Source organism: Arachidicoccus rhizosphaerae, assembly GCF_900107765.1.
Taxonomy (GTDB): Bacteria; Bacteroidota; Bacteroidia; order Chitinophagales; family Chitinophagaceae; genus Arachidicoccus; species Arachidicoccus rhizosphaerae.
The window spans coordinates 1-12,856 of the sequence record NZ_FNQY01000020.1 but is presented as its reverse complement, the minus strand read 5'-3'; the positions used below and the strand labels follow the sequence as shown (position 1 = coordinate 12,856).

Below are 12,856 nucleotides of genomic sequence, written 5' to 3'. Positions count from 1 at the left end.
GGTCATCTCCAGGTAGAATGCTCCTGTTTCATCTGTCACACCTAAGGCCTGGCCGTTCAATGTTTTAATAACAACACCGGGCAAAGGTTTGTTATAAGCATCTGTTACCTTACCGGTTCTCTGATCTGTACTGGCAATACTATTTTTATTGTTTTGGGCAGTCAGTTCTGGTTGCGCCTTGGTTACCAGCGGTGAACTGCCCAAAATCACCAGTACAACAAATGAGGTTGTTATGGCCTTTTTAGTTAAAAATCTATTTATAGAAAACCGAAAATACTGTTTATACATAATAAATTAGATTCAAGATGATTGTCTGGTTGTTACCCGAATAGTTTGTCAGACATTTATTGGATGTATATATATCACTTTAAAGTCAGTGAGCTCCATAATGGGCCGCTCCTTTAAATATTACTGACATTTAAACGTGTAAGTAAATGGTACAGCGGGGGTCCCGTCCTTTCCAACAACTACCTGACCCGTCTTATCTGTAAAATAATAGACAAGACTGCTTAACTCCTGGTCTTTAGTTAATTGGAAAAAACCACGGGGCCAGATATCGATGCGCCATTTTTTGAGTGCATAAGTACTAAGTCTGGTCTGGCCCGTCTGGCCACAAAAGTCCAGGGTGTCTCCGGTAGCAGTTACCCCTTTTAAGCAGAGATATACTTCATCTGCATCCGAGAGGCCCGTATCAATCACGCCCGCATCAAAACCCAAAGTAATGATATCGTTATCCAGGGCATCAAGCGGATCTACCGTTCCTAACTGAGGATTACAATAATCCATTAAATCCCCGTCTCCAAAAACCCGGAAGCAACCCGGGAATGAAGAGGCATAATATTGGGCGTCAGAGAGCCCGTCAGAACTATTGGCTACGACATAGCCCAGTTTGAAAGACAGGTTATCACTGCTGACCTTTGTATTTACAGTAATGGTAACGGTAATATTATCGTTGGAATTAACATCATAAGCTTTGTCAGAGTAAAAAGCCACCCACTCCCAGCCTGCCAGCAGATTGCCACCGTGCCCAATTTTAGCTGCTAAAATAGTGGGCCAGTCACTGCCGTTCGCTTGTGGCGCAGCTGTACCGGTCGCAATGGCACTCATGGTCTGGGTGCCTGTAGTAATACTGCTGGTAAAGGTAATTTTGGAGTTTTTAGTAACATTCCACACTTTAGGCACTAATAAAGCCACCATAAATTTAGTATTACTACGACTGTCATTGGTCTGTATGGTAACGTGAATGGTCGATGTGAAGCTCTCTCCTGCATTGACGCTATCTGGCATATCTATGCTGTCAATGGAAGTACTACAGCTGATAATGATCAGCACGGTGAGCGCCATCAGTAAGGTTACTTTCCACCATTTAGCGGTTTTAATTTGCTGAATTAATTGCATTATCTTGGTTTTACTGTTTTACTTGTTGAAGGGTGTATTCATAAGTATTCTCAGAACATCCCGGAGAAAAATCGATGATAATACTTCGGACTCCACCAGTAATTGGAAATTGCATATCCAGCGCCTGATTATTACCACCCGTCTGCTCCAGGTTAATTTTAAAGGGATATTTAGGATCATCCAGGTAAAAAGATCCATTATCTGATACCGGGAACGGAACAGGATTTTCCAAAGTATAACTACTATCCTTAAAGACAATCCTGAACTTTGAAAAATCAAACCGGTCCGTCAGATCAGTACCGTTTCTGGTGGCTTTTACGATTTGCCAACTGCCATTTAATGTTTTACTGGCCTCTTTAGGCACTATATTGACTTCCCTTTTGCAGGCCAGCCCCAAAATGGAGCCTGCCAGCAAAAAAAGCAACAGGTATAATAAATAGTTTCTTTTCATAATACATGATTTCTTTATTAGTTATGGGCCTAATGTTTTTAATAAAGTGGATTTTGTTTTAAACCGGGGAGTTTAGAAATCTCAGACAAGGGTAAGGGCCACAGATACATTGCTTTTTTAAAATTGTGTTTACGGACATTGAACTCGTTATAACTTACCGTTGTGCCTCTGTCTACCTCCATTCCGTGCATCATCTGATTATCGGTAGAGTCCGCAATCATCCATCTGCGTACATCAAAGAACCTGAAACCTTCAAAAGCCAGTTCCACACGCCTTTCCCTTCTAATGGCCTCCCGCATCTGGCCTTGATCCATGCCCTCTGGCAAGGTGTAAGGCCGGAGACCTGCCCTTTGCCTAATTGCTTCAATTGCCTGATAAACCGAATTATCCGGACCGACTGATTCATTTTGGGCCTCTGCGTAATTCAGCAGTATTTCTGCATACCGAATCAGCGGTAAACAGCGCGGCGATGTACCAATGCCATTATTGATTATATCTGGATCTATCATTTTGAATATATAATATCCGGTTGCAGTGCCCTTGTGAACAGCGTCGCCACTGGCAGCCACCGCGGGAGATACTTTCGTATTCCAGTATAAGGTAACCGGTGTGGGCTGGTTGGCACCATAGGTAATACGAAGTGTGGAATCATGGATAATGCTGTAATCTAATCTTGGATCTCTATTTTTATATGGATTTTGAGGGTCATATCCAGAATTAGGATCCGTAATCGGCAATCCATTAGCCATCGGAAAAGCATCCACCATTTCCTGATATGGAACCGGACCGCCAGACCCACCTCTGGAGGGAACGTCCCATAAAGATTCCAGATACTTATTACTCTCCATCATATGCGCCAGAATATACTCTGTATTATAGCGTTTGGTAAACAGATCCATAAATCCATACCCAAGCTGCCCGGAAACCGTAGTGGAATCTACATAAAGCGAGTAGGCATTTAATGCAATTACATTTCTAGCGGCTTCAGCCGCCTTAGCCCAACGGGTAGGATCCGTATCGGGATATGCCACAATAGAATCCAGGCCATCTATCCCCTTAGCTATGCCACCATCATTAAATAAAGGGCTGGCTGCATATAATAGAAGTCTGGATTTTAAAGCTAATGCTGCCCCTTTACTGGCCCTGCCGTAATTTGAACCCGTTTGGGTTACCGGTAAATAAGCCGCCGCTGAATCGCATTCATCAAGGATGTAATTCACAACACTGCTAAAAGCATTTCTGGTTTGGGGCATTTGATCTTCAGTGGTATAAATGGAATCGCCAATAATGGGAACCCCGCCATAATGTTCCAGCAGCATAAAATAATACCAGCCTCTTAAAAAATGTGCTTCTGCCTTACTGGTTTGTTTCAGGGAATTAGAAAATGGAATCACCGGTAGATGCTTTAAAAACTGATTGGCGGCCCGAATATTATTATAAGATGCCCGCCAGGCGTCATCCGGCACCACTGTCGGGTTGACCGTTCCGGTAGCAAATTGAATAAATCCATTGGAACTAGAGGCGTTGGGCCCTTCTGCCTCGTCACAGCTCGCCTCCAGGCCTGCTGCGTAGCTTCCTCCATTAAAGCGTTTAGGATCACTGGCGAAGCCCATATTGGAATAAATATTATTTAAAAAGGCCATCGCATTGGCGCTGTCAGAAAATGTAGACTCCTCGTTCAGACTCGTTGTTGTCGTTTGGTCCAGGAATCCGGATTTCTGACAGGCTTGAAAGATCACCAAAAAGCCGACAATGGATAAAATCCTATACATGCACTGTCTTTTCATATTCGTTATTATTATGAACCTATAAATATTAAAAATTCATCAGTTAGTTCCTTGAGGATTGGCTTTTTACTCCTCCTTTTAAAATATCCATTACGTTTGCAACCCATAAATTCCATAAACCGTTACAAGCCAATAAGATTCTCAAAATCTTATATATAATTGTCACTTACTTTTCTCAACTTTCCTTTCGTTGGACCGGTGCAGCTTACTGCTTACCTGATTTTTCTTTTTAATCAGACTTCAGTTATTAAAATAAGGACACATTTATTATAGATTGCCGCCATTATATTTTTATCATTTTTTTGCAAGACCTGTCTGATATTGCCCTACAAGTATTGGATCATCTACTTTTTCTCCACCTGCGGCTTAAGGTCTGACAAAGAATATGGCAAATCCTGTGTGCCAGTTCCTCTTTGTTTATTTGGCAGCGGCCCCATTTCAAAAACCAGGGTCCCTCCTTCCATAAGTGTGTTGTAATCCAGATAATTCGCTGTAAAAGGTTCTCCATTAAGCAAGGCAGACTGGATATAAATATTCTCAGCACTGTTATGGTGGGTCTCAATGATAAAATCATGGCCATTTTCCAGATGAATCGTGGCCTTATCAAATAAAGGGCTGCCAATTACATACTGGCTAGTCCCTGGACACACACTATATAATCCCAGCGCATTTAACACATACCAGGCAGACATCTGGCCCTGATCTTCATCTCCGGGATAGCCCTCGGGACCTGCATTAAAGAGCTTTCGCATAATAGCTCTCACATGCAGCTGTGTTTTCCAGGGTGCACCAGCATAGCTATATAAATAAGGTAAATGTTCAATAGGTTCATTGCCCTGGGCATACTGTCCCATTTTAGCTGTCACCATTTCCCGCATTTCATGGATGGTATCTCTATAACTACCCACAATAATGCTATCTGGCCCATTAAATAAATGGTCTATTTTTTGAATAAAGGCTTTATTGCCGCCCATTAACTGAATCAGCCCTGCCACATCATGAAAAACAGACCAGCTATAATGCCAGCTATTACCTTCCACAAAAGGTCCACCCCAGCTAAACGGATTAAAATCTGGATCAAACCTGCCCAGACTATCTCTGCCTTCCATAAAACCAGTGGCAGGGTTAAAGACCTTTTTATAGTTATAGAGTTGACGGGCAAAAATCTGTTCATAAAAACGGTTACCTGTTGCTTTTGCCAGTTGGTAGGCACAAAAATCATCATAACAATATTCCAAGGTTTTTGCCGTAGACCCTACTTCGCCAGACTTATAAGGCACAAAACCCAGTTTAAAATAATCGGCAGATTCTTTTCTACCATACCTGCCGTCAGGAGCGGAACCGCTGACCTCGTGCAGATAATAGGCCAGTGCAGTATCCGGGTTAAAACTGTGAATGCCTTTCATCCAGGCGTCCGTTAAAACAGAAATAGCGTGATTGCCAATCATTACGCCACCCGTTTCTCCCGGGAAAGACCAGGACGGCAACCAGCCACATTCTCTTTTGACGGCTAAAATGGCCTTCATATAACGGCCCTGCATCGTAGGTTGCAAAATATTATAGAGCGGAAATTTCGCCCGGAAGGTATCCCAGTAACCGTCGTCCGTATAAAAATACCCCTGATGAAGCTTTCCGTCGTTTGGACTGTAATAATAAGGATTTCCCTTAGCGTCCAGGTCATAGAACTTGCAGGGAAAAAGACTGGATCTGAATAAACAACTATAAAAGGTCTGCAAATCTGGCTCACTTTTGCCCTTGACCTCAATTTGCCCCAGCTTTTCATTCCAGATTTTATGCGCCTCTTTTTTAATTTGCTGAAAGGATTGGACACCGATCTCTCTGTCCAGATTTAACTTAGCCTGGTCCAGGCTGATATAGGAAGAAGCAACTTTTACTTCCAGTTTTGTTCCCTTTTTAAAACCTAAAAAAAGACCTTTTTTCTCCCCATTGACCTGAAGGGCGCCCTTTGTTATTTCGCCCGTTTTACCGTCCCAACTACCAAAGGATTCAAAGGGTACATTAAAACGTACAACCACGTAATTTTTAAAATTGCCCGGGATAAATAGACCGTTTCTCACAAAGCCTGTAATTTCTTTTCTTTTTTGATCTATATGAAAATCGCTTAAACCCGTATACCCGTCTAGTAAAAGATAGGCCTGGTTATTTTTAGGGTAATCAAACTGAAATACAGCTCCTCTTTCAGTAGGCGTAACGCCAGCTTTTATACCATTATCAAAACGAACCTCATAACTATCTGGAGCAGCTTTTTCATTTTTGTGGGTAAAGCTGCTGGCTCTTTTATCTTCATTTACAATCAACTGCCCCGTTATGGGCATCAAGGTAAAAACACCATAATCGTTCATCCAGGGACTACACTGATGTGTCTGTCCAAATCCCCTGATAGACAGCTCATCGTACCGGTATTTCCAGCCATCCCCGTTATGGCCGGTTTGTGGAGACCAAAAATTAACCCCAAAAGGCAGGGCTACCGTTGGGTAGACATTGCCAGTAGAATATCCGGGGCTGGAGGCAGTCCCCTGCAGGGTATTGACATATTGCACTAAATCAGCTTCTGTCTGTTGCGCATATACGGAGCTACATATCATGCCCAGCAGTACACATGCAAATAATAAACCGGTATATCTAAATAAGGATAAAGACTTCATGACAGAGTACGTATTGTAGATGATTCATTTTTTTAAGGATCCGTAATAGTCGGCAGTATGGTCAATCACTAGCATCTGATCTGCTGGTAATTAAGTTTGACTTTCAAAATCTTAAGGGCCTTAACGATATGCTTTTCTACGGTAGAAGTAGAAATATTTAGTTGTCTGGATATAGCCTTATGTGAATACTGCTCCTCCCTGCTTAATAAAAATACTTGCTTACATTTTTTGGGAAGCTCTGCGACGGCAGACCTGACATGTTGATGTAATTCTTTGGTTTCAAGCGGACTTGGAAAAACGTTTTCGCTTATCGATCTATAATAGATATCCTGATGACAATGGTCATGGATTAAATAATCTCTTCTGGCATTAATAATTTTATATCTGAGCGTCTGAAATAAATAAGCTTTAAAAGAATATTTAATTTCAATTCTGGCAGCCTTCTGATAAATCGCCACAAATATATCCTGTACCAGGTCTTTGGATAATGCCTTGGAGCCGGTAAGCCGGTAAGCTTCACTAAGCAAACTATTCCAATACCGGTTATAAATTTGTTCAAAAGCCAAATTGTCGCCTGTTTTGAATGCATCAAACAGTTCCAAATCCGTACATATCTTAAAAGTGTTCATTACTTAGACATTTAGTTAGTGAAAGCAAAAGTTTTATTATTTTAAGAAAATATGGTGCAAATATTAATCATTTGCTTTATAAAAGTATTGTTAATTTACCTTGATTATTTTATCAGATCCTGATGGTATTATTGAAAGCCTGAACAATATTAGGCCATTAAATCGATTTAGCAAACAATTTATCTAAAAATTTTTAAATTTATTTTTTATTTTGTTAACATAAAGCGAGTTAGATAGAAAAATAATTGAAAATTTCCGATTGAGCTTTTTGCCTCTGATAATATGGGGAATGTTCCAGGCAGCATCTGAAAATTTGGCTGCAAATTTATCACGACCAGGCCATTATCTGCCAATTAATATCAACGTCAACATCGATTAAAAGCCAATGAAAAAAACCAAGTAAAATCCAGCCAATTAATCCTGCTTCGATCATTAGGTACCAGAACGGGCTAGCAGACTTCCAACAATTACAACATCCCACCGTGACACTTTTAGCCAGGCAATATGTCAGATGCACAAATGGCAACGGTTGATCATCCTTCATTAAATTTTCAGATATTTGTCCAAGACATGTAACCAGGCTTATCCCCTCGCCTCCCACGGATTCAGCAAGGCAAAAACAAACCCAGGAAAAACAGAATTTGCTTCCAATTATAAACGGCTGTTTAAAAAAAACGAAAAAAAATAACCGGGGCTAAATGGCGGTAGACAGTATAAGATGTGTCCTTGTATAAATAGCATCGGTGCATTTCATATTCAATTCAAGCGCTATTTTCCGAGCCGCCCCAACTTAAACTGTAACCTTATATCTATTAAGCCTGCTACCGATGCGCTATTATCAACTTTCAAAACCTGGATTATCCATGAAAAAGTTCCTGCTTTGCATTGTACTTATTTTAATTTCTATTCATTACAGCTTTGCCAATCTAACGCAAACTCACTGGCGCTGGCATAATAATGACGGATCTGAGGCCAGCGCTACCTGGAAGGCTGACCAGGATAACGCTGTCAGTATTAGTGATTATAAGGCCATTAGGCTTCGCATAGAATTTGCCAATACTACAGGAGATACCAAAACCATGGACCATACGCTGAAGTATGCTACTTCTACTGACGGGCCATGGTATACCATTACCGATAATTCTGCCATTAATGCTTTTGTCCTGGGAGGTGATAATGCCTATATATCGCATGGCGATCCAACGACGGAGCAAATGACGGGAACCAGCCAAAGTTTTGTGCCAGGCATCATCATTACCCGTCAAGACCAGCTAACAGATACCGTCTTAGATGATACCAAAAGAGAATACGAATGGTGTATAAAGCCAACAGAGCAAATCCTTGCTGGAACAACCTATTACTTTAAATCCAGCGCAGGCGATCCGCCTTCTACCCTGCCCGCTCTTACAACAACAGGAACGGCATTTAAGGCTGCACCTGCCGCCTTACTTACAAATGGAGGTTTTGAAAACGATCTAAATAACTGGAGCTCCACTATAGGTGCCGGCAGCGCAGCTTCTATAGCCATTACACAAACTGATTTACAGTACCACACAGGAGCTAAGGCCTTGGCCGTCCAGGTAACCAACCCTGGTAACGCGAACAGTGTTTCCCTGGAAGCGGCTCCTGTAACATTACAAGATACCGGAATATATATTCTCAGATTCTGGGCCATCAGTGATACCCGAAATGCCCAGCTAGACCTTAATTTAAGTACCAATACGACAAGTGTTACCAATCATTATCAAATTTATGACAGGTTTGATGACAACAGCAACGGTTGGCAAATGTATCAATATGCTTTTCATATAACAGAAAATCAGTTAAATATAAAGTTTCAGTTTAATTCCACGGCTACTTATTACCTGGATGATATTGAGCTGATTAATCAAAAAACAAACCCCAATATTGATGTGCAACAAACCTATAACTGGCAAAATAATTTCAATGAAACCTATGGCTGGCTATCCGGAGACAATAATAATCCGGTGCTGCTGCCAGACGGATCTGTGGCCTGGGTATATAACGACTCCTTCATGGGAGATATTAACCCCAATACGAACGTTATCAGTTCAGGCCATATTATCAATAATTTAATTGTAAAACAAGAAAATAATCAGCTTCAATCCATATATGGAGGCACAGCCCCTAATAGCACTTCCCTTTTTAGTCCAGGCAATGGTAACCTATTTTGGCAAAGTGGCGGCATTATTGAAAATGGCAGCTTAAAGGTTTTATTAATAGAAATCAGTGGCGGCAACTATACGGGTAATAGTTATGTAGGAACACTTTCTCTGCCAGACTTAACGCCGACAGGATTAACCAAACTACCAGCCACCATAGACGTGAGCCCTAATTGTATAATAAGCGACAGCTTATATAATTATATCTATTTTGGGCAGTCCAGCGGCACCTATGAAATGCATACCATTGTAGCCAGAGTGCCCATTGGACAATTTGATTCACAGACTCCCTGGGAATACTTACAGACAGATGACAGCTGGTCTACTGATTACAGCCAGGCTAAACAAATAGTAGCAGGCGTAGCTGCAGGTAATGTGCTTAAGTTAGCACGAGGCAACTATGTGATGTCAGGGGTACCTAATCTAAGCAACGAGATCGATGCCTGGTTTGCCCCTACACCATATGGCCCTTGGGGGAATAAAACGGTCATTTATAATATCCCTGCACAGGAAGGCATATTGGCTTATGAAGGTCATTTGGACCCCAGTCCAAAAGACGGCTATTATACTTTCACTTACTCTGTTTATCCATTTGTCAATGAATCCAATGGAAGTTCAGGCTCTGTGGCGATGCAGATGGCCGTAAAATCCACCTACTTACCCATATATGCCAGGGCAAAACTATTAGCGCTCTCCCCTTACTCCAATCTGTCTTCCCCCGATTCACTGGTAAGCCTCACCGGACAGTTGGTTCATTCAACGGTGGCGTTAAACTGGACTACTGCCACCTCAACCAATTTATCTTTTGATCTTCAGCGCAGCACAGATGGGATCAACTGGTCCACTTTTACGTCCGTTCCGGGTACAGACTCGACCCGTCTGGCCCATTATGAAGCCACAGATCTAACTCCAGCGACCGGTCTTAACTACTATAGGGTTGGTATTTATAATATGGACAACCAGCTTCGTTATACAGATGCCGTTCAGGTAAATACCTCTGCCGCACTTCCCGTTGGACTAACGTATTTCAAGGCGCAAAAATATGGTGCATCAAATGTAAAACTAAGCTGGCAAATGGCTCAAAATACAGCGAATGAGACGTTCATCATTGAAAGAAGCACGGATAATAAAAACTTTGTTTCCATAGGTAGTGTTATGGCAGCAGACCGTAGTTCTGCTACTGCTACTTATCAATTTGTGGATAAGGCGCCCGCCAGCGGCCTTAATTATTACCGGCTAAGTTATCATGAGGGCATAGCCGTAACTAAATCGCAGGTTCGGTCAATACGAATGGGTTTGTTGGAGGATAATGCCATCCGGTTGCTGGTCAGTCCTAACCCCGCCAAAGACGCCATCCGGTTTTCCTTAAAAAATTACACCGGCACCTCATTTAACGTTCGCTTAATAAATATGTCTGGAAGCATACTGGAGCAAAAAAGATTAACTGTAAACGCGAATGGGTATTACCAATTAGATCATTACCCAAGCAGTGGCATTTACTTTTTAGCAGTATCGGCAGATAATGTACGTCAGGCAGTTAAACTAATCGTGCCCTAACCTGATGTATACAATAACATATTTTTAATGAATGACTGATGACTAGACAAAGTAGCCATAAACCCGGTTTAAGGGGGCAGCAAACGAAACCCGAACAATATGGGCAAAGTGCTGGACGGGCAAAGCCTTATAATCTTAGTCATCCGGTCACAGGTCTTACTGTACTATCAGGCTTGCTCACTGCTTACAGCTTTAGTCAGTTAAATCAGGTATTTATATGGGGGGCATTTGCCCCCTTATTTATCGCCGTACTTAAAGGTGGACAACTGCTACCGGCTAATCGCAAAAAAGCAAAGCAAGATTATAAAACAGCTGCCTGTCAAGGCGCAAAAACGGGCGCCTTGTTTGGCGCTGTTATAGGATTATGCCTTTTTAACTGGATGGTAGCCGGGGCTGCGCGCTTTACAGGCAATAGTAGTCTTTATGGCTGGATAGCGTATCTGCTGTCAACGGTTATTCTTGCAATAAGCTTCGCTTTACTCGTAGCCACTATAAGCCTGGTGGTATTAAGACGGAGAACTACCGGAACAGATAAAAACCTACGGTTCGTTTTTTTGAATGCCTTAGCCGTAGCCAGCCTGTATTGCCTTTGGGAATCAGCGCTTTGTAGTGTGAGCTCAGGGTTTCCCTGGTTTAATTTTATCGCTGGCTTGCCGCTTGCTAAAAATATTTATTTGATTCAGCCTACCTCTTTAACGGGGCAAAGCGGATTATCATTTATGGTAATTCTGATAAATTTTCTATTGGCTGAATGCTTACTGAATAAAAGCTGGCAATTGGGCCTGTTATCACTGGGCAATATTTTTCTTTATTTTTGTATAGGTTATGGTATGCTGCAAGCCGTTAATAAGCGTGCCGTTACACCGGTCATTAAAATTGCGCTACTGTCAGAAAATATCTCCCCTGCAACAAAATGGGATGACCATACGGGCAATGCCCTGGCGCAGCGGTTATTAGATTTAAGTAAAAAAGCCGCGCAGGCAAAACCAGGTCTGGCCCTTTGGTCAGAATCTGCTATTCCCTGGACCTACAGCAAAAATGACGACCTGGTTAATGCAATATTACAAAACACAGCTTCAGCGCATATTACCCATTTACTTGGCATCAATACAGCCACTGCTGATATGCGTATTGTCCATAATTCAGTCTATAGCATATTGCCAGATGCACAGGTAATTGGCAGATATGACAAACAGACATTATTATCGGTCATTGAAGACTCGTTTTTAGGACTTGCTATGCCCTTTAGAAGCAGCGATGGCTTTATGGCTGTCAGCAGCAAAGAAAATAGCCCGTTACCTACACCCTATGGCCAGGCAGGCATTCTTATTTGCAATGAGTCCACTGATCCCAAACTGGCATACAAAGCTGTCCAAAAGGGTGCTCAGTTTTTATGTAATTTAAGCAACGACGGGTGGTTTAGTCATACCTATTTAATGCCTATGCATTTTTACCATGCAAGACTTAGAGCCGTTAGCTGTAGAAAAGATTTAGCCATTAATAGCAATATGGGCTATTGCGGCCTGATTCAGGCATCCGGCGCTATCCAGCTAAAGCAAAAGAGTGCGGCCCCCAGGGTCTATCAAGTAGACGTGTCTCCCAATCAAATCAAACCCTTTATCAGTAGATACCCCCACCTGCCCTTATATTTTTATGCCTTGCTATTACTTACAGTGCTATGTATTCCCTTTACTGCCATTAAAAAAGGCATATAGCGGACGGCTAATGGTTAAAATAAGGCTTCCCTTCCATAAAGAGCCAGCCACCATTTATAAGTACAGCAAAGATGACCAGCGCTAAACAATCTAACACTAGACGCTGGATTTAAATATATACGTAGGGTGTTCCTGTAAACTCTTAAAAGGAGTTGCCACATATTAAATATTAAACTAATAAATCCTCTCTTTTTTCCATAAAACGGAATTAAAGAGAGGATTTTTTGTAGACGGGACATAGCAAGACCATCGGAGCTGTTATTTAGCCCGGTTGGATAAGATAAGCGTGTTAATTCTAGGCCGCTGTGCTTTTAATCTGTGCGGCCTGTTGCATTCTTTTGCTGATAATGGATGCGTTTGCTGTAAGGATGCCAAAGAAGATCCAGCAGGTCTCGGTAGACTGGTTCCTGGCTTTGATTTTATTTAAATGATAGTGATTTTTCTCATTGCCAAAACTTCCTTCCAGGACC

The 12,856-nt window shown here is 41.9% G+C and carries 7 protein-coding genes; 2 read left to right on the top strand and 5 right to left on the bottom strand.

The genetic code is table 11. From position 1 onward, the window contains the following. Positions 1-408 precede the first annotated feature (408 nt). The 5 genes from BLU80_RS14790 to BLU80_RS14770 form a co-directional block, all read right to left on the bottom strand. Positions 409-1,398 carry a DUF4961 domain-containing protein gene (locus BLU80_RS14790; protein ID WP_091400007.1) on the bottom strand — a complete coding sequence of 330 codons (990 nt, stop codon included), beginning with the start codon at positions 1,396-1,398 and terminating at the stop codon, positions 409-411. A 10-nt stretch (positions 1,399-1,408) separates the two neighbouring features. Beyond that, entirely contained in the window at positions 1,409-1,849 is a 441-nt protein-coding gene (locus BLU80_RS14785; protein WP_091400005.1) for a DUF5004 domain-containing protein, read from the bottom strand. A 38-nt stretch (positions 1,850-1,887) separates the two neighbouring features. Then, entirely contained in the window at positions 1,888-3,621 is a 1,734-nt protein-coding gene (locus BLU80_RS14780) for a RagB/SusD family nutrient uptake outer membrane protein (RefSeq protein ID WP_244518953.1), read from the bottom strand. A gap of 359 nt (positions 3,622-3,980) precedes the next feature. After that, complete coding sequence (locus BLU80_RS14775) at positions 3,981-6,302, bottom strand: GH92 family glycosyl hydrolase (RefSeq protein ID WP_091400001.1); 2,322 nt, start codon at positions 6,300-6,302, stop codon at positions 3,981-3,983. Positions 6,303-6,370: 68 nt separating this feature from the next. Beyond that, on the bottom strand, positions 6,371-6,931 hold the full coding sequence (locus tag BLU80_RS14770; RefSeq protein WP_091399999.1) for an RNA polymerase sigma factor: 561 nt from the start codon (positions 6,929-6,931) through the stop codon (positions 6,371-6,373). Positions 6,932-7,794: 863 nt separating this feature from the next. On the opposite strand from BLU80_RS14770, the gene BLU80_RS14760 reads away from it, so the two are divergent. Next, positions 7,795-10,671: a T9SS type A sorting domain-containing protein gene (locus BLU80_RS14760; protein WP_170831252.1), complete on the top strand. Its 2,877-nt coding sequence runs from the start codon at positions 7,795-7,797 to the stop codon at positions 10,669-10,671. Between the two features lie 38 nt (positions 10,672-10,709). Continuing rightward, positions 10,710-12,386, top strand: a complete 1,677-nt coding sequence (lnt, locus tag BLU80_RS14755; RefSeq protein WP_091399991.1) for an apolipoprotein N-acyltransferase — start codon at positions 10,710-10,712, stop codon at positions 12,384-12,386. Positions 12,387-12,856: the final 470 nt, after the last annotated feature.

What these genes read in the sequence shown, in the direction of transcription:
- BLU80_RS14790 (WP_091400007.1), bottom strand. Translation starts at nt 1,398, where the DNA reads ATGCAATTAATTCAGCAAATTAAAACCGCTAAATGGTGGAAAGTAACC.
- BLU80_RS14785 (WP_091400005.1), bottom strand. Translation starts at nt 1,849, where the DNA reads ATGAAAAGAAACTATTTATTATACCTGTTGCTTTTTTTGCTGGCAGGC.
- BLU80_RS14780 (WP_244518953.1), bottom strand. Translation starts at nt 3,621, where the DNA reads ATGTATAGGATTTTATCCATTGTCGGCTTTTTGGTGATCTTTCAAGCC.
- BLU80_RS14775 (WP_091400001.1), bottom strand. Translation starts at nt 6,302, where the DNA reads ATGAAGTCTTTATCCTTATTTAGATATACCGGTTTATTATTTGCATGT.
- BLU80_RS14770 (WP_091399999.1), bottom strand. Translation starts at nt 6,931, where the DNA reads ATGAACACTTTTAAGATATGTACGGATTTGGAACTGTTTGATGCATTC.
- BLU80_RS14760 (WP_170831252.1), top strand. Translation starts at nt 7,795, where the DNA reads ATGAAAAAGTTCCTGCTTTGCATTGTACTTATTTTAATTTCTATTCAT.
- lnt (WP_091399991.1), top strand. Translation starts at nt 10,710, where the DNA reads ATGACTAGACAAAGTAGCCATAAACCCGGTTTAAGGGGGCAGCAAACG.